The organism is Bacillota bacterium (assembly GCA_009711825.1).
GTDB lineage: Bacteria > Bacillota > Proteinivoracia > UBA4975 > VEMY01 > VEMY01.
In genome coordinates, this window is sequence record VEMY01000008.1 from 59,908 (window position 1) to 82,301 (window position 22,394).

Annotated in this window: 23 protein-coding genes; 1 reads left to right on the forward strand and 22 read right to left on the reverse strand. The window is 53.2% G+C overall.

Annotated elements, in window-relative coordinates; translation table 11 throughout:
• The first annotated feature begins 165 nt into the window (after positions 1 to 165).
• Complete coding sequence (locus tag FH749_03790; protein MTI94598.1) at positions 166 to 393, forward strand: DUF2249 domain-containing protein; 228 nt, start codon at positions 166 to 168, stop codon at positions 391 to 393.
• 374 nt (positions 394 to 767) lie between these two features.
• Here the strand turns inward: FH749_03790 and FH749_03795 are convergent, their stop codons facing one another.
• From FH749_03795 to FH749_03900, 22 genes are all read right to left on the reverse strand, one after another.
• On the reverse strand, positions 768 to 1,169 hold the full coding sequence (locus tag FH749_03795; GenBank protein MTI94599.1) for an ATP-binding cassette domain-containing protein: 402 nt from the start codon (positions 1,167 to 1,169) through the stop codon (positions 768 to 770).
• A 130-nt stretch (positions 1,170 to 1,299) separates the two neighbouring features.
• Positions 1,300 to 2,283 (reverse strand): 2-hydroxyglutaryl-CoA dehydratase, encoded by a 984-nt coding sequence (locus FH749_03800; GenBank protein MTI94600.1) that lies wholly within the window; start codon positions 2,281 to 2,283, stop codon positions 1,300 to 1,302.
• Positions 2,276 to 3,379, reverse strand: a complete 1,104-nt coding sequence (locus FH749_03805; GenBank protein ID MTI94601.1) for a hypothetical protein — start codon at positions 3,377 to 3,379, stop codon at positions 2,276 to 2,278. Before FH749_03805 ends, FH749_03800 begins: the two co-directional genes overlap by 8 nt.
• Complete coding sequence (locus FH749_03810) at positions 3,376 to 4,362, reverse strand: hypothetical protein (protein MTI94602.1); 987 nt, start codon at positions 4,360 to 4,362, stop codon at positions 3,376 to 3,378. Before FH749_03810 ends, FH749_03805 begins: the two co-directional genes overlap by 4 nt.
• A gap of 150 nt (positions 4,363 to 4,512) precedes the next feature.
• Positions 4,513 to 5,493: a hypothetical protein gene (locus FH749_03815; protein ID MTI94603.1), complete on the reverse strand. Its 981-nt coding sequence runs from the start codon at positions 5,491 to 5,493 to the stop codon at positions 4,513 to 4,515.
• A 119-nt stretch (positions 5,494 to 5,612) separates the two neighbouring features.
• Positions 5,613 to 6,401: an aldolase gene (locus FH749_03820; protein MTI94604.1), complete on the reverse strand. Its 789-nt coding sequence runs from the start codon at positions 6,399 to 6,401 to the stop codon at positions 5,613 to 5,615.
• A 10-nt stretch (positions 6,402 to 6,411) separates the two neighbouring features.
• Positions 6,412 to 7,452, reverse strand: coding sequence for a zinc-binding dehydrogenase (locus FH749_03825; GenBank protein MTI94605.1), 1,041 nt, complete (start codon positions 7,450 to 7,452; stop codon positions 6,412 to 6,414).
• 151 nt (positions 7,453 to 7,603) lie between these two features.
• A complete protein-coding gene (locus FH749_03830) occupies positions 7,604 to 8,299 on the reverse strand; it encodes a PTS system mannose/fructose/sorbose family transporter subunit IID (protein ID MTI94606.1) in 696 nt (231 codons plus the stop codon).
• 66 nt (positions 8,300 to 8,365) lie between these two features.
• Positions 8,366 to 9,262: a PTS sugar transporter subunit IIC gene (locus FH749_03835; GenBank protein MTI94607.1), complete on the reverse strand. Its 897-nt coding sequence runs from the start codon at positions 9,260 to 9,262 to the stop codon at positions 8,366 to 8,368.
• Positions 9,263 to 9,289: 27 nt separating this feature from the next.
• Positions 9,290 to 9,808, reverse strand: coding sequence for a PTS sugar transporter subunit IIB (locus FH749_03840; protein ID MTI94608.1), 519 nt, complete (start codon positions 9,806 to 9,808; stop codon positions 9,290 to 9,292).
• 32 nt (positions 9,809 to 9,840) lie between these two features.
• Positions 9,841 to 10,230 (reverse strand): PTS sugar transporter subunit IIA, encoded by a 390-nt coding sequence (locus FH749_03845; protein MTI94609.1) that lies wholly within the window; start codon positions 10,228 to 10,230, stop codon positions 9,841 to 9,843.
• A 148-nt stretch (positions 10,231 to 10,378) separates the two neighbouring features.
• Complete coding sequence (locus FH749_03850; protein ID MTI94610.1) at positions 10,379 to 10,834, reverse strand: glycine/sarcosine/betaine reductase complex selenoprotein A; 456 nt, start codon at positions 10,832 to 10,834, stop codon at positions 10,379 to 10,381.
• Between the two features lie 36 nt (positions 10,835 to 10,870).
• Complete coding sequence (locus FH749_03855; GenBank protein ID MTI94611.1) at positions 10,871 to 12,181, reverse strand: glycine reductase; 1,311 nt, start codon at positions 12,179 to 12,181, stop codon at positions 10,871 to 10,873.
• Positions 12,181 to 13,518, reverse strand: a complete 1,338-nt coding sequence (locus tag FH749_03860) for a glycine/betaine/sarcosine/D-proline family reductase selenoprotein B (protein MTI94612.1) — start codon at positions 13,516 to 13,518, stop codon at positions 12,181 to 12,183. Before FH749_03860 ends, FH749_03855 begins: the two co-directional genes overlap by 1 nt.
• A gap of 18 nt (positions 13,519 to 13,536) precedes the next feature.
• On the reverse strand, positions 13,537 to 13,824 hold the full coding sequence (locus FH749_03865; protein MTI94613.1) for a MoaD/ThiS family protein: 288 nt from the start codon (positions 13,822 to 13,824) through the stop codon (positions 13,537 to 13,539).
• Complete coding sequence (locus FH749_03870; protein MTI94614.1) at positions 13,815 to 15,638, reverse strand: aldehyde ferredoxin oxidoreductase; 1,824 nt, start codon at positions 15,636 to 15,638, stop codon at positions 13,815 to 13,817. The genes FH749_03865 and FH749_03870 overlap by 10 nt, the downstream gene beginning before the upstream one ends.
• The gene (locus FH749_03875; protein ID MTI94615.1) at positions 15,638 to 16,135 is read right to left on the reverse strand and encodes a 4Fe-4S dicluster domain-containing protein; all 498 of its coding nucleotides are present in this window, start codon (positions 16,133 to 16,135) and stop codon (positions 15,638 to 15,640) included. The genes FH749_03870 and FH749_03875 overlap by 1 nt, the downstream gene beginning before the upstream one ends.
• A 122-nt stretch (positions 16,136 to 16,257) precedes the next feature.
• Positions 16,258 to 17,658 carry an alkaline phosphatase gene (locus tag FH749_03880; GenBank protein MTI94616.1) on the reverse strand — a complete coding sequence of 467 codons (1,401 nt, stop codon included), beginning with the start codon at positions 17,656 to 17,658 and terminating at the stop codon, positions 16,258 to 16,260.
• Positions 17,659 to 17,979: 321 nt separating this feature from the next.
• Entirely contained in the window at positions 17,980 to 18,294 is a 315-nt protein-coding gene (locus FH749_03885) for a thioredoxin (protein ID MTI94617.1), read from the reverse strand.
• A gap of 3 nt (positions 18,295 to 18,297) precedes the next feature.
• Complete coding sequence (gene trxB, locus FH749_03890) at positions 18,298 to 19,524, reverse strand: thioredoxin-disulfide reductase (GenBank protein ID MTI94618.1); 1,227 nt, start codon at positions 19,522 to 19,524, stop codon at positions 18,298 to 18,300.
• 58 nt (positions 19,525 to 19,582) lie between these two features.
• Positions 19,583 to 20,728 (reverse strand): glycine reductase, encoded by a 1,146-nt coding sequence (locus tag FH749_03895; protein MTI94619.1) that lies wholly within the window; start codon positions 20,726 to 20,728, stop codon positions 19,583 to 19,585.
• Positions 20,721 to 22,250, reverse strand: a complete 1,530-nt coding sequence (locus tag FH749_03900; protein ID MTI94620.1) for a glycine reductase — start codon at positions 22,248 to 22,250, stop codon at positions 20,721 to 20,723. The genes FH749_03895 and FH749_03900 overlap by 8 nt, the downstream gene beginning before the upstream one ends.
• Between the last annotated feature and the right edge of the window lie 144 nt (positions 22,251 to 22,394).

Sequence of the window (22,394 nt, forward strand, 5' to 3'; positions counted from 1 at the left end):
TATACAAATAGTTTGTTGTCAACCTTTTCTTTTTAAAAATAACCGGTGCCAGCGACACCGGGTAAGTTGACGTGTCGATTTTGCCCATCTAACCTCCGTCCCCGAATGGGCAAGGAGTGTGGTGGCATACTGAAGATAACAAACAACAAGGAGGTCGATTAATTAATGGGCACCATACAAGTTGATGTCCGCTCCCTTGCCCCGGCGCAAAGGCACAGCACAATCATGGAACGCTTTCACTCCCTCAAGCCTGGCCAGGCAATGGAGCTAATCAATGACCACGAACCTAAACCCTTGTATTATCAGTTTCAAGCCGAATATCCCGACACCTTCGACTGGGAGTACCTTGAGGAAGGGCCCGAGGATTGGCGGGTAAAAATCACAAAGAAGTAACTGCCCATATGGGGACGGAGGTTTGTTGGGCACTTTCCGACAGAGAAAAGGCCGGGAAAGCACCCACACAACCCGGCCTCTATTTTCTGCATTCTCCCCCCAGGCGGACTTGATTCCTGCGGGCGCTTAAGCGCTCTCCAGTGCAGCTGTGGCCTGCATTTTTGCTGACAAAGGCAATCACAAGCGACGCAATCCGCCTACTTAAATTATGTGGAGAGTTAGTAGCGCCACAGCAACAGTTTCTCCAGCTGCGCTGCAGCCACAGTCAGGGGTGGCAAGACTAATATGCCCATGAAACCTCCGTCCCCGTTTGGCCATTAACACCGCCAGTTCGAATTTGCCCATCTAACCTCCGTCCCTGAATGGGCGCTCCGTTAGGTTTCCAGATTGTGCACCTGGGTTGCGCGGCTGACCATTTTGGGATCATGGCTGACTACAATCACTGTCTTACCACTTTGGTGAATTGAGCTTAGCAGGTCCAGGATGATATCGCCGGTCTTTTGATCCAGGTTGCCTGTCGGTTCATCGGCAAGTATTAACTCAGGAGAGTTTGCCAGAGCCCGGGCAATTGCCACCCGTTGCTGTTCTCCGCCAGACAATTGCCAGGGGTAATGCTTTCGTCTATGGGACATGCCCATTTGCTCCAGCAGTTCGTCAACCCTTTGTTGGGCGGCATGCTTATCAATGCCGGCCAACAACAGCGGGACGAGAATGTTGTCCTCAGCATTGAACGAATTAATCAGGTTAAAAAAACTAAATACAAAGCCGATGCCCACATGGGGACGGAGGTTTGTTGGGCACTTTCCGACAGAGAAAAGGCCGGGAAATCATCCACACAACCCGGCCCCTATTTAGTGCATTCGCCCCCTGGCGGACTTGATTCCTGCCGGAAAACGTCCCCGGTGGCTAGCCGGCGCAGGTGCTGCAGTTGACGCTTTGCTGCTTGGCGCCGCAGCGGTCGCCCCAAACGGCGACAATTTTGCCATCCATCTTCACCTGGATGATTTCGCAACAATTGCTACAGCCGTCACACTCATAACTCACCGGCTCGAAATGCAAATCCGCGGCGCCAAATCCCCGAAAGTTGGTGGCTTCGCCGGTCCGCTCTACATGTTCCCGGGCGAGGATGGCGCTACCGATGGCGCCCATAATATTAAAGTTTTCCGGGATGATTACCTGATGGCCCACCTCCTGCTCGAAGGCGGCCTTGATGCCGCTGTTGGCGGCCACACCACCCTGGAACACAAAGGGCGGTTGCAGGGTTTTGCCCCGGCCAAGGTTGTTAATATAATTACGGACAAGCGCCTCGCACAGCCCCTTGATGATCTCCGCCTTGGAAAAGCCAAACTGCTGCTTGGCAATCATGTCGGATTCGGCGAACACGGTACAGCGCCCGGCAATCCGCACATCCCGCCGGGCGCTGGCGGCCATCTCGCCAAACTGTTCAATCGGAATCGCCAAGCGCTCGGCCTGATGGTCCAGAAAGGAGCCGGTGCCAGCAGCGCAGACAGTGTTCATGGCGAAATCTACGACCATGCCGTCTTCTATAACAATAATTTTCGAGTCCTGGCCGCCGATCTCAAAGATTGTGCGCACATCGGGCACAACATTGGTGGTGGCCACCGCATGGGCGGTGATTTCATTCTTGATTACATCGGCGCCGACCATGACGCCAATCAGCTGGCGACCGCTGCCGGTGGTACCCACGCCCCGGATCTCAACATCTCCGGGCAGGGCCACAGCGGCTTTTTTCAGGCCACGCTTTACCGCCTCCAGGGGTTGACCGCTGGTGCGGACATATTCGCTGTAGAGCACCGAAAATTCCTCGTCTATACAGACAATGTTGGTGCTGACCGAGCCGACATCGATTCCAAGATAGACATTACGCATGTTGCTTCACCCCGTCGTCAAACTTTTTACGGGCGATAAGGTCGATAAAGGCCTCCACCCGGGTCTGGATATTGGCAACCCCGGTCTGCTCATCCAAGGACAGAGTCATCACCGGAATCCCGTGTTTTTCTGAAATCGCCGGTATGATACTCTGACTGACCAATTCCGGCAGGCATCCAAAGGGCATCAAATGTATCACGCCGTCAAAACCCCGCTCGGCATAGTCGACAATATGACCCACTGTCTGGATGGCATGGCCGCCGATTATCATCGGGATATACGGTCGGCCTTTTTTGATTGCCTTTTTTTCATGAGTCCAGTAATTCAGCGGGCCGGGCAGGAAGTTGTACTCTACCCAGCCGGTCAGATACTGAGAGCGCTCCACTTCGCAGCCCAAATTGCCTAGAGTCTCTTCCAAATGCATATTGATTGAAGGTTCCATTACTACATAGATCTCGCCCACCAGGCCGATGCGCAGGCGGCGACTGGTGTCTGCCCGCAAGGGGATGCTGTCCAGGAGCTCGTTCCCCTCAATGTAGGCCTGTTTCATCTCGGCAACTGACTGGGCTTTGTCAAACATAGCAGTTATTTTCCGCCAGGCCTGGGTGCAGTCGCCCCGGTTTTGCTCATAGGCCCGCAGCGTATGAAGACGCTTGTCCAGGTTGTCCAGCATCCGCATCATCCGGTAAACGCTGGTCAGGACGCTGCCCACTCGCAACACCGAACTGCCGGCCCTGAGCCGCTTTAGAGTTGTGAGGAAATCCTGAATATCATCGAATATCGAGTCGAAGACGATAAATTCAAGATTATGGCCCAATTGTTCCAGTATCCGACGGTGCACCTGATTATAGTAACCAGCGCGGCAGGGGCCGTGGCCACCGGAAGTGATCACCACTTCGGCGCCCATTTCCGCGGCCTCAATATAGGTGCCGGTAATCATCTTCAGCGGCACACAGGCAAATTCCGGGCTGTATTTTGCCCCCAAACTTATGGTCTTTTTGGTGGGCGGGGGCGGCATAATTACCTCATGGCCCAAAAGCTCCGCTATTTTTTTATAGATTATTGTCGATCCCATATAGGGAAAGGTTACCTTCATGCCCGCTCACCCCTGCGCTTCTTTCTACTCAGCATGTCCACAAAGGCCTCAACCCGGGTCAACAGGTGGTTCTCGCCGCTATGCTCATCAATCCGCACAGTCATAAACGGCTTGTCCACCTTGCCATAATCAACTTCGAAGATCTTGCCCAACATCGAATCAGGACCGCAACCAAAGGCGGTCACATGCACCAACGCATCCACTTCAGGATTATCCAGACACCAAAGCCCCAGGGCCAGCAGTTTATCGCTGAAGGTCCAGAACAATTTCTTCGGCACCCGGGCAAGTGCTGATTGCAACACGTCATCGGGCAGCATTTCAAAAGTAATTACCCGCACGCCCATTTGCCGCAGTTTAGCAAGGATATCCATGCTCACATACGGATCGTAGAGGTTATACACATAACCGGCCACGCCGACAGTCAAAGGTGTATCTGCAGTAGCAGCCACCTCAGCACCACCCTTGCCGGCAAGCGCCTGGTTGAGATCGGCGCCCTGCAAACTGAGGGCGCGGAACTCCCGCCAGGCTGCCACGGCATTGCGATGGGCCCGGCGATGCTTCAGATAACCCACGCCCAGGCGCGAGGCCACCGTGCGCAGACATTTCTCGTTATCCAGCGAATCATCCCGGCTGGTGAACAGCGGGCTCAGCATCCGTTCTTCCGACCCTGGCAAAGAGAACCGCAGCATGTCCGGAAGCCCCATAAACTTAGGACAGAAGAACTGCCCCTTTTGCACCGACACAAAGCGGGGCGCAAAGATATAATCAACCGGCTGTTCCAGTAACCAGTGGAAATGGCCAAGATATATTTTAATTGGCACGCATAGCTCCGGCGCCGCCAATTTTACTCCCCGGTCCACAAGCTCTTTGTTGGTCGCCGGAGATACGACAACATCTGCACCCAGTTCTTGTAAATACGCAGACCACAGCGGGTAATAGTAGCTGTGCATCAATGCGCGCGGTATTGCTATTTGCACCCACATCCCCCCCAATTTTGTATCATTGTATCATATACTGTGCACAGTTTCATGCACAATAACGCGGCCATACATTTGTCTCAAGTTAATTCCAAGCTAATCAAAATCTATAATTGTATCGTCTTTGTGGAATTAAAAAGCCACCCATAGGCGGCTCTATTTGTCATCTTCGGATTTAAGTCTTAATATCTCCTCGGCAGTCCGTTCTTCGGTGACCAGGACATTGAGTAGCCCGGTTTTGAGCACTGCATAAATAGCCCGCGCCTTGCCTATCCCTCCGGCAACCGCCATTCGCACTCTGGCGCGGCTAATCTGCTCCGGTGTAGCGGCAATCAGGCCATTTTGGTTGGAAGTAGTAGGTATTAAACCATTTTGCAGCACAAACCAAAGACAGAAATCGGCAACCGGTTTTTCTTTGACCTCTTGGACAAATGCTTGCAGGCCGCGATAGAAATCCGGGTCCTCAAGCCGGCGCAGGGTAGGGATTGCCCCAATTCCAAGCACCGCCCAATCCATTTTATCCCAGAGTTGTACCACTTCCTGGGAATGGGGTTCCGCCAGAACCGATTCTCGAATTTGCTTACCGGAAACAAGAGCCGGCGCATAAAGATATTTGGACTTGCCCCCCAGTGCTGTGGCCGTCCGGGTAAGGATTTCAGTAATTGGGTAACCGGCATCTCCCTCTCCCAATCCGCCTGACAGTGGAATTACCGTCGGTTGTAATGTCTGGTCAGCGGGGAGTTTGTTGGCCATTTCGTAAATACTGTGCCCCCGTCCCATGCCGAGGATTGCCTGTTCCGGTAGGTTTTCGCCAATGTACTCAGCCGCAGCCCTGGCAATTTGCGGAACGATAACCTCCTGCTGGTCAACTGCCATCGGGGTTACAATCGCGTCTTGCAGGGCAAAAGCTTGTTTAAGTTTTTGTTGAATGACTGTATTTTGGGCAATTGGGTTGCGAACGGTTATTTCCACAATTCCATTCTCCCGGGCCTGGCTTAAGAGCCGAGAGACCTTTGGTCGGGAAATCTCCAACATCTCTGCGATTTCTTCTTGAGTTTTGCCCTTTTGGTAGCAAAGTTGAGCCACTGCCACCATCAAACTGATGTCATCGCGGGATGGTTTTTTGCTCCTCGCCATAATTCACTCCACCTCGCTGCCAAGATTTACTAATATTCCATAAGTATGGTCTTATTATAAATGTAGGTATTTTATTTTGCAACCAAAGAAGGGACTCGTTGACGAGTCCCCTCCCCCTATTACAGTTCTTTTTTGGCTTCCTCGACAGTTGCGTCTTCGTGGAGAATGCGCGCAATTGCCCTGGTGATTTTTTCTGGCTCCGGCTGCCGCCAGACATTGCGGCCCATGGCTACGCCCCGGCCGCCTGCCTGCACAGACTCATATACCTGCTGCAGCAATGCGATTGGGTCTTTTGCTTTGCCGCCGCCCAGCACAACGATGGGAGCAAAAGTGCCAGCAACAACACTCTTGAAGCTCTCGATATCACCTGTGAAATCAGTTTTGATAAAGTCTGCGCCCAGCTCAACACCCATCCGGCAAGCGAGGGCAATGCTCTCGGGAGTGCGGGAATCTTCGCCACCTTCAAAGCCCCGGGGAAGCATTTCAGCCATCAAAGGCATGCCCCATTTGTAGCAATCACTAGCCAATTCTGAGAGGTAAGGGAGCGTTTCAGCCTCAAACTTGGAACCCGGGAAGCCCATGCAGACCACGCCGTCAGCGCCCAGACGCAGGGCATCTTCTACGGAGTAGATCCGGCGAATCGGGTTGCTGTTCTGAGCCATTTGGGAATAGCCGCCATCAACACGCAGCACGAGGCCGGCGGAACCGATGGAATCGGCGAACTTGCTAGCGATACCGAAGGTTGTCATGATTACGTCGGCGCCACCGGCGACAACCCGCTCAATCTTCTCAGCCGGGTTTGCGAGTTCTGGCAAAACGTTCATCCCAGAACCATGGTCCATGGCGACAATTAAAGTGCGACCTGTCTTGCGGAAAATGTTGTTTAGTCTTTTGGTTTTCATCTTCAATTCCTCCTGATTACATAGTTAAAACGATACGATAAGTGGCGTTGTTGCTTGCTTTGTCCAGAGCGGCCTTGGCATCGGCCAGAGGCTGTGTTTCCTCAATCAGTTCGGCTGTGCTGATGATGCCTTTGGAAATCAGGGCTGCTGCATCCCACATATCCCGCAGGTTTTTGCCCTTTACTCCGGTTAGGGCAATGCCGGTGTCGTGAATCAAGTTCGGGTTAATGTCCAGGGGCTCTCCCGGATGGGCAGAGGCGAAATAGAGCACACTGCCATAATTGGCTACCATCTTAATTGCATCATCATTGGCATGTTTGTTACCGATGGTAATGATCACAGCTTCGGCCTTTTTGCCTTCGTTCAATTCCTGAACTCTGACCTCAACATCTTCCTCCGCCGGATTAATAACAGCGTCAGCGCCTAGCTTTAAGGCCTTTTCTCTGCGACCGGCATCAAGTTCACTCACAATTACTCGGGCACCACTGCTTTTCGCAGCCAGGACATTTAGCAAGCCCATGGTGCCGGCGCCGATGACAACAACGGTATCACCGAGACGCACATTCACTTTCTTGATTCCCTGAAGCACACAGGCCAATGGCTCGGTGAGCGCCGCCTGCTCGAACGGAATATCTTTGGATATCTTCAATGCCCGCTTGGAAGCGATAACCATATACTCAGCCATCCCGAACAAGCCGACAACACCATCAATTTTGGGCAATGGCGCCTTCTTGACGCAGTGCTCTTCCAAACCTTTGCTGCAGTTGTCGCATTCGCCGCAGAAGTAAGGAACACCCAGGGCCACATGATCGCCCACCTGAAGATCAGTCTGACAGTCAGGGCCGATCTTCTCAACCACACCAGAAACTTCATGGCCCCAACACCCCGGATAGGGGAATTTTTTAACACCTGTATATACCCGTTGTTCCATTGTGCACAGTGCGACTGCACGTTGGCGGATTAAAACCTCGCCCGGGCCCGGCTCGGGCACTGGTAATTCGCGAATTTCAAACTCGTAAGGAGCGGTCATTACTCCTGCTTTCATTGTCTTTGTCATTTCACTTGTCCTCCTTTCTCGGGGGTACCCGAGAATGCTAGATAATTTTTTCACATACTGCTGTGGTCGGGGTATGACAATTGGTGTAATTTGCGGGCAAAGGCCACACCTTTGCCCGCTTTGATTAGATTGAGAGAACTAATTAGATGTCTTAGGGAACGAGTACCAGGTTGAAGTAGGTCAGGAGAATCGCGAAGAACATCAGGCCAAAGATTAGGTAGACAGGCTTGACACCCTTGCGCAATAATGCGTAAGCCAGGAAGAACATACCCAGGGCCGGGATCCCAGGCATCAGCTGGTCGAGGATTTCCTGAAGGTTGATAACCTGCTCACCAGTGGTGTAGGTAATGTTCAGGGTGATGTCCACGAGGCTGGCAACCATGGTGCCGACCAAAACGAGACCGACAATCTTTGCACCTTCAGCTACGGTGTCAATGATACCGCGCATCCGGGAGAGAGCTTCTACACCCAGGTTATAGCCGAGGCCAACCAGGTAGTATGCGCTACCTGCAAAGAGGGCAATCAAGGTGAACACGGAGAAGAACCAACCAAAGGAGTTACCGTCGAGAACCATGTTGGTACCAATGGCAAGAATAATCGGGACCAAGCTGGCGTGGAACAGTGAGTCGCCGATACCAGCAACGGGACCCATGGTCGCAACCTTCAGACCCTGGATAGCTTCGCCGTCAATGGTGTCTTTGTTCTCAATCCGCTGTGTTTCCATTGCTGCAACCATGCCGGGCACAACAGCGCCGGCGTAAACGTTGGTGTTCCAGAAGGTTATATTTCTGGTCATGGACTCAGCGCGTTCTTCGTCAGTCTTATACTTCCGGAGCACAGGCGCCAACTGATAGGCAAAGCCCCAACCGCCAAGAACTTCAAAGGAAGCATTGTAGTACCAGCAGAAGTTACGCTAGGCCATGGAGACACGATCAGCGAAGCTCAGAGGCTCTTTGACGATCTCGCCGTCAGCTGCAGCAGCAGCTTCTGAATCTTCTACAGAATCCTGACCATTGCGGGTCTTCATGTAGAACACAACCAGACCGGTAACAACCAGAGCCAAAGCCAGCGGGGTCATGTTGGTGGTCATGCCAATGGCAAAACCGGCAACAAACAGGAGAATCAGAGAACCAGGGTTCATGCTGTAGATCAAGAGCGCGAAACCGGCAACAGGGAGCATTCCCTGCATAACGCCAAAACCATTTTGCAACCACTCAGGAATTAATCCGAGCAGGCGACCAACCAGGGGGATACCATAGTAAACACCCAGGAAGGCGGGGACAGCATTGATAAGTGTAATCGCGATAGGCTGTAACAGGGCATGCCAGAGCTCCAGCTTCTTGATATCGCCTTTCTTGGCAGCTTGGATTGCAATCCGCTCATAGAAGAAAGACATGATTGTCAGGTTGCCCAAGAAGAGCATCAGCGAGAATACCGAAATCGGGATTGCCATGCCCAACACAGCGCCGTGATCGGCACCGAGAACGCTGGCGAAGATGACAGCCATAATAGTGGCGACCATCGGCCGCGGCGGAACCGCAGCGCCAACGATAAACACACCAAAGAATAAGAGCTGGATCAGAGCGCCGACTTGAACACCGGTGGCAAAGTCACCAATAAACAAACCGGTCAGACCACCAATCGCCAGGGGATGGTCAGAAATGAAACGCCATACTTGCAAGATACCGATAATAATACCATGGGCTGGTGTTTCTTTCTGCCTAATAGCGGCGATCAGCTGGAGGGGCCATGCTGTTACGAGAAACCAGCCACCTGCCAAAAATGCAGCAATTAAAGCTGTTCCTAACATCTGATTAAACCTCCTATTAATAATTTATTAGAGATAACGGGTAATATCTGTGGGCCGATCCTGGGGTACTACCCTGATCTCACATTTGACACCTAGTTCCTGCAGACGCTTGAAATCTGCGCGATCCTCATCGGTCAGCATCACCGACTTAGTTACTTTGGTAGCCTGGTCGGTTTTACCCATGGCGCCCATATTGCCAATCACGAAATGCTCAAACTTTACGCCACCTTCTTTGAGGGCCAAAACTTCGTCGGGACCGGTGGTGATTACAAATACCCGGGTGCTGTCCCCAGCCAAGGGACCCGTGAGCTTTTCGATTGCGTCTGCCACTGTGACGACCTCAGTCTTAATGTTCTTGGGCGCTGTGAGTTCAACGACACTTTTACGCACCTTGTCGTTCACGACCCGGTCGCTGGCAATCATGATCCGGTTGGCATTGGCATGGGAAATCCATTTGGTAGTTATCTGACCATGAATCAAACGGTCATCAATTCTGATAAGGGCGATAGCCAAAGTGCATTCCTCCTGAATTAGTATTAAATACATGCCGAACCATCACTATTGAAGCTTGAGGAGCATTAGATTTTCAGTTGCTGTATCCCCTCCTTACCCAAATCTACAAGCTTTTCGGCTATCTGGATCGGCGCTTCACCGCTACCCCGCATACCGACAGCTTCCAACAGCATTCCCAGATTCACACCCACCAGGCATACCGCGTTTGTTTCAGCGGTTACAGCCAGTGCAATGTTGCAAGGGGTGCCTCCAAACAGGTCTACGGCGATTAACGCCCCCTGCCCGGTATCGACTTCTGCAACTGCTGCTAACATTTTTTCTTTAAGAACCTCTGGGGCCATGTCCGGTTCCAGATTGATTGCCTTAAACTGCTCCTGGGGTCCGACAATCAACTCCATTGCCTCCGCAAAACCCTGGGCAAGGCCACCATGGGCTGCTACTACGAGTCCTATCACTTAGGTCACCTCCTCTGAACAACTGTTCAATACTATTGTTCACTGTGCTGCAATACTTCGCCATTGACCGCATATATTCCTGCTATGAATACAAGTTTTTTTGAAATTTTGTACTGAAATTTTGTGCAGCACAGTGAACAGGGAGGATTTAGCTATCGCCCCGGTAGGTGGCGACTTCCTTCTTGATTTCATCTACATCCAAAACCATCTCCATCATGCTGATTTGCTCTTCCCAGATGGCTGGATCAATCTGCTCTTGCAGCTCAAAAATATGAAACACTGGGAGTTCCAACTGAACTCCCGCCAATGGACCGGCGAAGGTGGGGTCGCCGCTGGTCACTGTCTCGGCAGCCAGGCCGCTGGCTTCCGCCTCGGCCCCTCCCAATACAACAACCAATTGCTCACGGCCATACTTTTCGGCCAGAGCCTTGACCCGCGCCTGATTTTCCAGATCCATGGCGCCTGCTGCAGTTCAGACAAAACATTCAGTTGCAGAGAAAACTATTTCCGCGCCGGCAGCTTCCAGACATTCATTGATTGCCGGCCCGGGCAATCCATCCCGGTCGCCCAGGACAATTGCCTTCTTGCCTTTTAAGTCAATCATCTTAGTACTCCTTTCTCAGTTTCGAATTTGTGCTAATTAATATGCTTCCGCGAAGAAGCGGCTGTGCCCCGACTGATTGCCGGAACAGTATAGCAATGTGGTGGTGGGAAATTCAATTGGGTCAAGAGCGTCAGGGAACCGCCCGCCGGCTTCTTTATCAAGACGAAGCTTAGGGCCCCCAACAACATTATCCATCCGGGGCAGCTGCACCGGCTTCTCAATGCTGGAGCCGCTGACAATTGCGTCGGCCTCAGGGACATCGTCAACCAGGAGTATTCCCTCGGTTCCATCAGCGCCGCCGAATTCAAAGGTTACGGTGGAAGCCTTGATCCCAGCCTTCTCCGCCAGCTGGATTGTCAGCATGCCGTCGGTGGCAGCGTTGCCACCACCTTCCCAGGCCATGACAAGTCCGTCGGCCTTGAGCATCCGGGCCAGCTTCACACAGACCCCGGCGCAACGCACCTTATGCCAATGGGTGGGGTTGTGGCTGCGGGAGAAAATGACGCCCTTGAAGTTCAAATCCTTGCCGTGACGGCGGTAGAGGTCCAACAGAATCGGGTGATTCACATGTAGATAGGTGGGAACCTTAAAGGCTGGCCACACATAGTTTCCGCTGACAACGCAGCCGTCCAGCATCTCATTTGGATGAAGAACCGTCGGCACCAGCTCCTCCACATCCTTGCCATAGAGGAATGTGTTGGCGTAGACACCTTGGTTCTGCACCTGCCAGACCAAAACCACGTTGGGAAGATCTGGATTTGTCTCTTCGATGGAGAACAATTCCTCGTCATCTGCTTCACCCTGAGCTGCCTTAGCAGCCAGGTATTCGGCTACTTTTAAGCTGGAGAGCCGGATATCCCGGTCATACTCTTCAGCAGATTTGCCGGGTTTCAGCTCATAGGTCATTACCAGATTCACAGTCTCCGAAAAGGGAGTGATCCCCTTGTACGGTCCTGTCATATCCATGATTGCTTCCCGGGGATACAAGAGGCCGCTGCTGGCACTGGCGCTGTCCCAGGGCAAGGGCGCCGACTGCATGACGGTAAAACCGTCTAAAACAGCGGTAGTGCCTTCGCCTATCATCTCCGGCGAGCCGAAGAATCCGGAATATGGCACGCCGCGGCCGTCAAGCCTGGCCATAGGCTGCAATGTATCCAAAAGGTGAATTATCCGCGTGGACTCGCCCGGGTGGACCAAATGGAACTCAATTCTTTCGATATTTTCGGTCTGTTCGGCGGCCAGTCGCTCAATCTCTTCTTTATTTATGGTCAGCTTGCCCGATTCCAGGGCTGTTTGAGCGCCCCAGGCGGCAGACTGAACCCGATAGTATTTTCTGGTCAGTTCCATTATCTTTCCTCCTTTTCCAACCGGACATGAAACAGTGTCGGCTCTTCTACCGGTGTTTGCAATGCCTCCACAGCCTTCAGGAGCATTTGCTTCTGGAACTCTTTCTCCCGGTCAGCCGGTAGTTCCGGCGCTCCTGCCGGCGATGTGAACTGGTTGCCGGCAATGACCCGGTTGGCCCCTACCGACAGGGCAATGGATGTAAAGGCGGTGATCAGGACAGCAGAGATGCCCACACGTTCGAGTTCCTTGGTAATCGTTGCACCGCAACGAGTACAAGTACCTCACGTGGAAGTAAGAATCGCTGCCGGCACACCCGCTTCCAGAAGCTCAGCGGCGATTTGCGCGCCTAATCCTTCACTGGTCTTAATGTTGGTGCCAACACCAGCGGTCGAGTAGAACTTGGGATAAACGCGGCCAATCTTCCCTTCCTGCTCCAAAGCGCGCAGGGGGCTATAAGGCACTACCCGGGACGGGTCTTCATTAACCAAAGTAGTGTCGAAACCACCGTGGATAGACTCATACTCGCCGGCAGCTAACTCTTCCAGTCCTTCCAGGCTGTAGCTGCCGTAGCTGGTGGAGAAGGCCTGCTTTAACCCATCCGGGTTGCCGGTGGGCACCAAAGCGCCGGTTGTAATCAGGGCAAATGTTTTGGTTTCAGGCTGCTCAAGAACCGGTGCTGGTGGCACCTGCTCAAAGCCGCGCAGCGGCACTTCGGTCTCATATTCTTCGCCCCGCAATTTCTTAAGCAACAGTTCCACAGTCCGTTGGGCTGCAGTCTTTTCATGCCATTCGTTGTAGCGATAGCCCCGGGGGAAGTAACCTTCCAGACGGGCGGGCCCAACTTCCTCTCCCTTTGCCAGCTTGAGGGCAAATGCGGCCAGCGGTGGCAGGGCCTTACGCATACCGGCTGCTGTTTCCGGTGTGCGGATGATATAGTTATCAGATACAAACATTGGCACCGCCGGGTTCTCCCAATACATGGCGGTTACTGCGGGAATCCCAAACTCCCGACGCACAAAATCTACGAACTTGCCGCAGGCAACACCGTAGCGCCCAGCGTTGAAGGCGGGCCCGGCAATCACTACGTCAGGCTTGACCTCCTGAATAATTTCCCGCAGGCGAGGCAATAATCCCTCGAATTTGTCATCATCATTAAAATAGTTGTCACCGCAGGCAATGGTTTTTACCACTTCCATCTCATCCTGCCAAAACTTATCCATACCGAGAGCCGGCCCCAGCTTTTGGTCGTATTCCTGTAACCCAATATCTGCTTTGTCTTCGCCGCCAATTCCGGCGTAAAACTGATTGATGTAGTACAAGGCTCTTTTCTTAGACATTGACTGACCTCCTTTAATCTAGCCGCCGGCCATCGGCGGCAGAAATTTCACGTAATCTCCGTCCTGCAGGGAGGTGGCCAGCTGCTTGGAACCAAGAATATTATTGGCGCCCACCCAGATCAGGGCCTGCAGCTGGTCGTTTGTCGCAGCCTCCCGGGCCACTTCCCGGTCAAACCGTTCCCCCAGCTGTTCTCCCAACTGCGCCAGCAGCTCGGCAACAGTGCTGCCCTCAGGCAAGGTCACCGTAAGTTCCGGTGCCGGCGCATATTCCTGAAAGAAGGAGAAAAAGCGAACCTTTATTTCCAAGGGAGTTCTACTCCCAGGCGCTCACAGGTTTCAGCAGTGGGCACGCCATCTGTATCCCAACCCCGGACCTGGTAATATTCCTGCAGCATGTTGATAAATGCTTGCCGGTCAAGGGCCTTTTCCTCGCCTTCAACTTCAATTGGCTCAAAGCAGCGTTCTGGCAGCATATCCTGGTCACCGGTGAGGCCCGAAGCCAGGTTGTACATACGCTCCAGATTCCAAATCCGCTCACCAATCAGGCGGAACTCTTCGAGATCCTTGTTCATACCGGTGGCCGCGTTCAGCAGTTCCACAAATAGGGTATGGGGCAGCTCGAAATCCGCGAACCGACAGCTAACCAATGTGAACAGAGCATTGACGATATCCTGTATTTCCCGAACAACCTTGGCCTTACCCTCGGTAGATTCCATGGGTATTTCACCCATCAACTCCATACCGATTGGCCCACGCTTATGGCAGGCGCCCCGGTTGGAGGTGGCAAAGGTGAGGGCAATCCCGGCCATGCGCTGGGGCATCCAGGCGGCAAACTCCATCCCCTTAGAGTTCATGGCAAAGTCAGCACTCCCCTGGCCAATCCGCTGAGCCATCAGCCGGGTGCCGTCAGCCAGCATATCGCCGACGCCTTCCCGTCTAGCCATCAGTTCCAGGGCTTTGAGGATTGCTTCACCGTTGCCAAACTCTAAGTCAAAGCCCACTTCCTCGGGCTTAAGTAGACCGCGCTCAAAGCATTCCATGGCAAAGGCAATCGTGCAACCAGCAGAAAGGGTATCCATACCGTATTCCTCACACAATTCATGGGCCCGGGCCAGAACCATCGGATTATCGTTGAAACAATCGGAGCCCAGGGAATACATGGTTTCATACTCGGGTCCCCGGGTAAACAGACCATCCTTTTCGCCTTCGAAGGCGTGGAGCTGTCCACAATGAACCGGGCAACCAAAGCAGGCAATCCGACGGGAGCGGGCCAGCTTATGGTAGGCCGAGCTATCAATCTTATCGCCGGTGGCGAAGTGTGCATATTTGTGGTTCTTGGTCGCAAGAGCGTAGCGCTCGTTAATCAGACTCATGCCGCCGCCGGTGCCGTAACGGGAGAACACACCCAGAAGGTTGAACTGGTTCTCGGTGGCCTGCTTAAACTTAGCGAAGGCCTCGTCTACTTTGGCGCCGAAGGTCTCGGGATCATTGACTTTGACACCGAGATTACCTTTAAATGCAACCCCTTTAAGATTCTTGCTGCCCATGACAGCACCAGAACCGCCGCGGCCAAAGACCCGGGTCGAAGCGATAATCGCGGCAAAGCGCACCTGGCTTTCACCCGCGAGACCGATGGCTGCAGTGCCACATTCCTCCCCTTCCTGGTCGCGCATGTGGTCCTCCACGGCATTTACACCCTTGCCCTGGAGCTCGGGGCATTCCACAAACTTTACACCCACCGGTGTTATCAGGACATAAGATAAATTCTCGCAGGCGCCTTCAAAGATCACCAAATCAAACCCTGTGCCCTTAATCTTCTGAGCAAAATTGCCGCCACAGTAACAATTGATGACGCCGCCGGTTAAGGGAGATTTGGTAACAAGGGCTGCCTGGGCAAACAGAGGAGCGCCAGTGCCGGATAGCGGCCCGGTGGTGAAAATCAGCTTGTTCTCCGCTTCCAGGGGATCGACTTTGGGGTCCACCTCCTGGGTTAGATACCAGACCCCGGTGCCCATGCCACCTACGTAATTCTCCAACACAGCCGTGGGAATCTCCTCTATCTGCCAGGACTTGTCCGTGAGGTTTACCCGCAAAAGTTTGCGATTATAGGCTTCGTACATTACTTGCTCCTCCTTTCCCGGGAAATTGCGCCGGTAGAGCACACCTTGGTGCAGTGATACTCTCCGTTGCAGGTGTCGCAGATGTGAATCTTTCCTTCAAAAGTCAGGACAGCATCAAATGGACAGGCCTCCACACAGAGCCCACATTCCGTGCACAAATCGTAGTCCACGGCGATAACTCCGTCCTCAGCCTGGGTCAAAGCGGTTACCGGACATACTTCCACGCAGGCCGGCTTTTTGCACTGACGGCAGTTCTTAAGCTCCGGTAAACGGGGCCATTTGCCATCGATACCTAGGCGCGCCTTTGCCGGATTATATTCTTTTTCCTTGACAAAGGAGCACTTCAAGCGACAAGCGTAACATTCGGTACACTCCTGAGCAGTAAAATACAGCACATCTCTCGCCTCCTTATTAGACTGAACAATTGTCCAAAACTTTTGTTCAGTATTACCATTCGCTCTGTCCTTCGCGAATTCCTGCCCAAGAACCAAAAAAATTTTTTATATCTGTAGCAATAAAACTGGGAGGGCAGTGCCCTCCCAATTCAGATTAAGCAATAGCAGCGACCGAGGGCGTGTATATAAAGCACGCAGGTGGTCGACTAAATAACCACTACGAATTAATCGTCCAGGGTGACTCCGTGCAACTCGGCAATAATACGTGCCACATCAGTGTTGTCCAGCAGGCCTCCAAAGGACTCCGCTCCAGGGCCATAGGCATATAACGGCACTGGATTAGCAGTGTGTCCTTCGGTGGGACAGATGTCGCGGATCGGGCCGTAAATTACGCCGGCATTGGCACGCTTTGCGACAATATCTCCCAGGCGGCCACCAGAGAGGAAGGTGGGCAGCTCCGAGACTTCTTGCAGATATTCTATTTCATCATCGGTAAGGTCGCTGATACCAGTGTAAGTGTCGATAACTTCACGCAGACTTTCGACGACAAAATTATTGTCTTCATCTTTGTCAATTTGAGCCATGATGAATGGCGGTGAAGCGTTTACACCTTCGATGAGCTCAAAGTCCAACGGACCGGTTACGGCAAAGCCATAAGTGTCATGGTCGGCTGTAATAATAACCAGGGTGTCATCACGCTCCCGAGCAAAGTCCAAAGCGGCTTTTGCGGCAGCGTCAAAGTCTTTCATTTCAGCGATGACACCAGGGACGTCAGCGGCATGGGCCGCATGGTCAATTCTTGACCCTTCAACCATCAGGAAAAATCCGTTTTCATTCTGGCTCAGGAATTCAATCCCCTTGCTGGTCATCTCAGCCAGAGAAGGCTCATTGGTGTTGAGCAGCGCTTGGTCCAGCTGATAGTTCAGGTGCCCGGTGTTGAACAGTCCCAGGAGTTTTTCGCCGCTAGCCGCAGCCAGTTCATCACGGTCCGCTACATAGGTATAACCTTGCTCAATTGCCTCCTCCACCAGGTTGCGACCATCGGTGCGACGCCCGCCTTCTTCACCTTCAGGCAAAAAGCGATCACGGCCACCGCCCAGCAATACATCAAGGCCGGTTTCAAAGACCTGAGTGGCTATCTCTTCGGAAGCGGCCCTGCTATCAACATGAGCAGCGAAACCGGCAGGAGTAGCGTCGTAAACTGTATTAGAAACTACAATACCAGAAGCCTTGCCAGCTTCCATAGCGGCCTGGGCCAGCGACTTTACTGGCGTTCCGTCTGGTTTTACACCCAGCATGCCGTTGTTTGTCTTATGACCGGTGGCAAGCGCAGTGGCCGCAGCAGCTGAATCGGTAACATGGAAGTCAGCGGAAGCGGTCAGCACCAAACTTGTTACAGGCACCTGCTCCATGTGCAGCAATTCACCCGGTTCAGCATTAAAAAGCCGGGCAAACTCAACATGGCCCACGCCCATGCCATCGCCAATAAGCAGAATCACGTTCTTGACTTCTCCTTCTCCGCCGCTTTCATCGCCGCCGCTGTCAACGTCGATCGGTTCCAGCTCGGCGCAGCCAACTGCGGCGACCATCATCAGCGCCAGAAGTAACACTAAAAACTTCTTCATTAGAAATCTCTCCCTCTTATATCATACTTGTGCCGATTAAAATGACCTGTTTCAGTGCAACAAAAACCACAAGTACTCCCAGGGTAAAATCGTAGACCTCAGCCGATATATCTCCCCCCTCATGTTGAACAATTGTTCATGACCAATGTTCAATTCAAGTATTCTTCCCCTGGAAGCAAAATTCCTGCCTGTAGACGGAACTTTTTCCCGATTTTTGTTTAACGAAGTAAAATCGCTTTGAAGCAGATCCCGTTTTTCCAGCCCGACAGATCGTCGAACCAGAATAAAAAGACGGCAGGCTCCATGCCTACCGTTTCCTATTTAGCCCAGCTGCTCCTTGAGCGTTGTTTCCACATCTTCTATCGTAAAGTCCTTGCTCAGTTCCGCCACCTTTTCGCCATCCTTGTAAATCAAAATGGTGGGCAGCCCCAGCACCTTCTGGCCGATGGCCAGGCGGCGGTTCTCCAAAATGTTTACCTTGCCAAATTTAACCCCCTTATATTTCCCGGCCAATTCGGTAACATGAGGCATTAGCTCCATACAAGGTTCACATTTGGGACTCCAGAAATCCACCAATACCAAACCCTGACTGTTCAGCACCTGCTCTTCAAAATTCTCTTTGTTCAGTTCCAACATATGCTACACTCCCTTATATTCTTTAATTAGTGCGGCCAAAGCTTGCTCGCTCAACTGGCCGCTGGTCCGGGCCACCGGCTGACCGCCAGCAAAGAGGACCACCGTTGGCAACTCAGATATCTCATAACGACGGGAAATCCGCTGGTTGCGGTACGTATCTATCTTTACCAACTGTAGTTCTTCACTGTGCTTGGCGACAAAATCCTCCACTGCAGGCACCTGCTCCAAACTGGCCTGGTGCATCGGGCTCCAAAACAACACTGCCACCGGCTTGGCCTGATTCAACACCTCTGCCTGGAAATTGGCTTCCTCATGAATATATTTCTCGGCAGCAACTGCGGCAACAGCGCCATCAGCAGCGGCAGTCACAACCTGGCGCAAAAACTTAGTGCGCACATCGCCTACAGCGTAAACACCGTCCACAGAAGTCTCCATCATTTCATTGGCGACTATATACCTCTGTTCATTAAGCTCAACAATCCCATCAAGGAATCCGGTCCGGGGCAGAGTGCCGACAAACATAAATACGCCGTTGGCTTCCAAATCCCAGGTCTCACCGTTCTTCAGATTCTTTACGGTCACGGACTCAACAATCCCGTCGCCATTGATTGATTCCAGCACTGAATTCCAGACAAATTCAATCTTGGGATTCTTGAACGCCCGCTCTTGAATAACCTTGGTGGCATCCAACACGCCCTCATCATGGATTACGATGATACTGACTTTGGCGGCGAACCGGGTCAGATACATTGCCTCCTCGATGGCAGCATCGCCATTGCCGACAACGACTACATCCAGATCCTCATAAAAGTCGGCATCACAAGTCGCACAGTAGGACACACCTTTGCCCTTAAGCTCGCTTTCGCCGGGTAGTCCCAGCTGACGTGGCTCAGCGCCGGTGGCGATGATTACGGCATTGGCGACATACTCGCCTTTTTTGGTCTTTACAAGCTTTTCAAAGCCGGAAAAATCCACGCTCATAACCTCATCCTTGACAAACTGACAGCCAAAGTGACTGGCATGCTTATGCATTTCCGCTGTCAATTCCGGCCCGGTGGTGCCATCAAAGAAGCCAGGATAGTTCTCCATCTCCTCGGTGGTGGCCGCCTGACCGCCAGGGGCACCCTTTTCGATGATTAAAGTGTTTAACTTGGAACGGGATGCATAAATACCCGCTGCCAGACCGCCGGGTCCCGCCCCAATGATTAGCACATCGTATTTTTCGCTCATATTATCCTCTCCCATCCTATTGTTGCACACTAAACTCTTATCTGTAAACCCTTACCGGTTAGATATAATCTTGTTCTGCCAGGATTGCACGGGCCTTGGATTCATCTTCCGGAGCAATCATAATTACCGGTCCGGCACAGCCCATACCGGTCTCGGCATAGATTTTGTCCCGCCAGAGGGCCTGGACCGCAACCTCCAGCTCTAAGATATCGATCCCGGCAATTTCTGCCGTTACCGGTTTCTTCGCAGGCGGCTTAACCTCTTCTGCCGCAGCTGCAGGCTTTGCCGCTCCCGCCAATAGCTGCTCCAGGCCGGCTTTGCCGGCAGCGTCGAACTCGGCAGCCGTCCGCTCCGCCAGCTTACCCTGGGCGCATTGGGCTGCGTAGGCAATGGCGCCGGCCACAACCGGTGCGCCCGAGGCCCGGGAGATGATGTTAATCACCTTGCCAAAGCCCTTGCCGACCCCGGGGCCATAACCCCAGCCCTGGGTTTCGTAGGCGCCGCCGCTGGTAAAGGCAGAGAACATCTTCATCAGCAAGTTGCCTGTGAGTGTATCGCAGACAACCACATCGGCGCTGGCAGTAAGGAGGTCGTTGCCCCGGAGCACCGCGCCGCCATCGCTGCGCACCGACTCACTGAAGTTAAACCCATAGCCCGCCTCTTGCAGGCTGCGGAGAATTCGCTCAACCTGCCGAGCGCCGTCCACATTGAGAATCCCCAGTGTTGGACGCTTGAGCCCCAAAGACTTGGCCACGGCGAGACCGCCAATGGCATTAAGAACCATGGCCTGAACCCGGTCGGCAGCGGCGGTGCCGGTGGTGGTGGCAAGAAGCATCGACTTGCCCCGGGCAGGGGTCAATACCCGGCCAACAGTGGCCACGCCCAGGGGGAAATTATAATGCAAAGTGACAGCGGCCTGGACCTCGCCGCTGGCCAAAAGCGACTCCATTATCTTGTGGGCCTCGACCTCACACTCAGTTTCGATCAGTTCCAGTTCGGTATCAACTTTGGGCCCCACCAATACAACCTGAAGGTCGGATTGCTGAGCTGCCAGCTCGGCGCCCCGGACCAGTTCTTCTGGTCCCAGTTCGCTGCCCACTGTGGTCAACACCACCCGGGCGCTACCGCCAAATTTACCCGTTTCCAACGCGTCGGCCAGTTGATTGAAAAGCTTACCGGCTTCCTTACGGGTCGTTTTACTCATCGTCATCACCAGCAACCAGGCGCTGGGCCACATCCCGCATGGCCTGGGCCACCACCTGCTTGACAGCATCGGTGTCGGCGACCGCCTCCGGCTTACCACTGTTGGCTTCAATCACAAATGACACGCCGTCAAACTGGTTGGTCATCCGGGCCAAAAACAGACTGCCCTTGCCGACAATCATCGCCCGCTGTATATCACCAGCCAGGATCATCTCCCGGGCATGGCCAACAAAGGGGACCCCTGAGGGGATGTGTCCCTGGGTGGGGGCAAATCCAGGCATGCCGTGCTGCTCTACAAAGGCGGGCAGGGCGCTGCGCTCCAAATCCCCGCGCTTGACACCCAGGGCGCCAATCATTTTGTAATTGGCGGCGGGCACATCGCCGGCACCGGCAGGAACGGTAACTTCCGGGTTCTGCATCTCCACCGAATACTTGTCCACTGCATCAAAACTCAATCCGGCTATACCCAGCGGATCGGCAACCAGCGCCTGAATAACCGCCTGGGGTGATGAACCACGGCCAATATTATGCCGTCCGACTACATCCGTGCGAATAACCGGGTTCTTGCCATCGTTGGTGCTGACCAGAACGCCAAATGCCCCCAGCACGTCTTCCAGCACCGGCATACCCTTTTCCACATGGCTCTTGCCGTTCATTCCCAGTTTGGCTGTGGCGCCACCGGCAACCACGGCAACATTTTTATACACGCCTGCCTGGACTAGGGCAGCGGCCACCACCAAGGCATGGGCCGGAGCGGCACAAAATCCACGCACGTCGCAGCCGGTGGCATTGGCACAACCGGCAATTTCACCGATGGCCTTGGCAAAGTTCCCGCCGCCCCGCTGGTTCATGTCGCCGCAGGCTTCCTCCGAGGCCTCGATAATATAATCTATCTCCCCGGCCTCCACTTCGCTAACGGCCAGCAAATTTTTTAGGGCCAGAACCCCCGAGGCCTTGGCGACCAGGTTCTCCAACATAACGTGGGCATTGAGGTTGGGGTCTACATCATGAGCTCGCTTGACACAGCCCACCAACTTATCCTGCCAGTAGAGACCTTCCGCACCCAACTGGGATACATAGCGCTCAATCTCGGCCACTTCTACCCCTGCCAAGGAAGCGTCGGCAAAGAGGGGATGGGAGGCAAGCTTGGGCGCAAGCTCGTCAACGAATGACTGCTCCAGCAGTACCAGGTCAAAGGCATCGGACAACTTCAGAAGCCCATAGAATAAATCCTCGGACATAATTTCACCATACTCGCCACGGGCAGAAGCCGCTGGCGAATTTTCATACCAGGGTTTAGCGACATCACGCAAACTGTCCGGGCGCATGTTGCCAATATAGGCCTGGTTTGGCGCATAGTTCACCACTTGCTCAAAACTACGTAAATGCTCCGGCAAATTACGTAGGTACTCAGAGTCTGGGTTCTTTGCCCTTTCCAGGGTCTGGGTGGTGCCCTGGCTCAGCAACAAATTGGCGGCATGAACAAGCGCGTAACTGGCACCCTTGATTACTGGATAATTCACTTCAATCCCTCCTGAATATTAGACTGAACAATTGTCCTAAACTTTTGTTCAGAATAGAGTTCTATATTCCCGCCCAAATTCCTGCCTGTACACAAAAAAACCCAGACAGTTGGTTTATTAAGTTGAAACGGTAAAGCAGATATG